At 69.4% G+C, this 1,367-nt stretch carries 1 protein-coding gene and 1 pseudogene; both read left to right on the top strand.

The features are described from left to right. Positions 1-577 (top strand): annotated as a pseudogene (locus FFS27_RS32730) (undecaprenyl-phosphate 4-deoxy-4-formamido-L-arabinose transferase); the annotation flags it as partial. After that, the coding region (locus tag FFS27_RS32725) for a formyltransferase (RefSeq protein ID WP_137952555.1) at positions 574-1,367 on the top strand (794 nt) is incomplete at its 3' end. The pseudogene FFS27_RS32730 and the gene FFS27_RS32725, both read left to right, overlap by 4 nt.

Here is a 1,367-nt window from a genome sequence, read left to right as displayed (position 1 = left end):
GCGCTCCACCGGGGTCGCCATGCACGACTACGGCTGCATGCTGCGCGCCTACCGGCGCAGCATCGTCGAAGCGATGCTGGCCTGCCGCGAACGCAGTACCTTCATCCCGATCCTGGCCAACGGCTTCGCCCGGCATACCTGCGAGATCCGCGTCGCCCACGCCGAGCGCGCCCATGGCGAATCGAAATACAGCGCGATGCGCCTGCTCAACCTGATGTTCGACCTGGTCACCTGCATGACCACCACGCCGCTGCGCCTGCTCAGCCTGGTCGGCGGCGGCATGGCCCTGGCCGGCTTCCTCTTCGCCCTGTTCCTCCTCGTGCTGCGCCTGGCCTTCGGCGCCGCCTGGGCCGGCAACGGCCTGTTCGTGCTGTTCGCCGTGCTGTTCATGTTCAGCGGCGTGCAGTTGCTCGGCATGGGCCTGCTCGGCGAGTACCTCGGGCGCATGTACAGCGACGTGCGCGCGCGGCCGCGCTTCTTCATCGAGCGCGTGGTCCGCGCAACGCCCTCCGCGCTTCCCTCGGCCCTGCAGCGGGCCGGTTTCACCTCTTCATCCAGCGAGCCTTCCACGCCATGACCTCGAAAGCCGTCGTCTTCGCCTACCACGACATCGGTTGCACCGGTATCGAAGCCCTGCTCAATGCCGGCTACGAGATCGCCGCCGTCTTCACCCATGCCGACGACCCACGGGAAAACACCTTCTACGCCTCGGTCGCACGCCTCTGTGCCGAGCGCGGCATTCCGCTGCACGCGCCCGAGGACGTGAACCATCCGCTGTGGCTGGAGCGCATCCGCCAACTGCGCCCGGACTATCTGTTCTCCTTCTACTACCGCCGCCTGCTTGGCGCCGAACTGCTCGCCTGCGCCGCACGCGGCGCCTACAACCTGCACGGTTCGCTGCTGCCGCGCTACCGCGGACGCGCCCCGGCGAACTGGGTGCTGGTCAACGGCGAAACGCAGACCGGGGTGACCCTGCATCGCATGATCGAGCGCGCCGACGCCGGGCCGATCCTCGCCCAGCAGGCCGTCGCCATCGACCCCGAGGACACCGCCCTGAGCCTGCACGGCAAGCTGCGCAAGGCCGCCGGCGCCCTGCTGCGCGACAGCCTGCCGCTGCTCGCCCTCGGCGTGCTACCGGAAGTCGAGCAGGACGAGAGCCAGGCCAGCCACTTCGGCCGGCGCACCCCGGCGGACGGCCTGCTCGACTGGCACAGGCCGGCACGGCAGTTGTACGACCTGGTGCGCGCAGTGACCCAGCCCTACCCTGGCGCCTTCTGCCAGGTCGGCGAACAGAAGCTGATCGTCTGGAGCGCCGAGGTGGTCGCCGGCAACCACGGTCGCGAGCCGGGCAGCGTACTGTCCTGCGA

Origin of the sequence: Pseudomonas sp. 2VD (genome assembly GCF_005503585.1) — a bacterium.
GTDB classification, from domain to species: domain Bacteria; phylum Pseudomonadota; class Gammaproteobacteria; order Pseudomonadales; family Pseudomonadaceae; genus Pseudomonas; species Pseudomonas aeruginosa.
The sequence above is the reverse complement of the archived record's forward strand: the minus strand, read 5'-3'. Positions and strand labels throughout refer to the sequence as shown.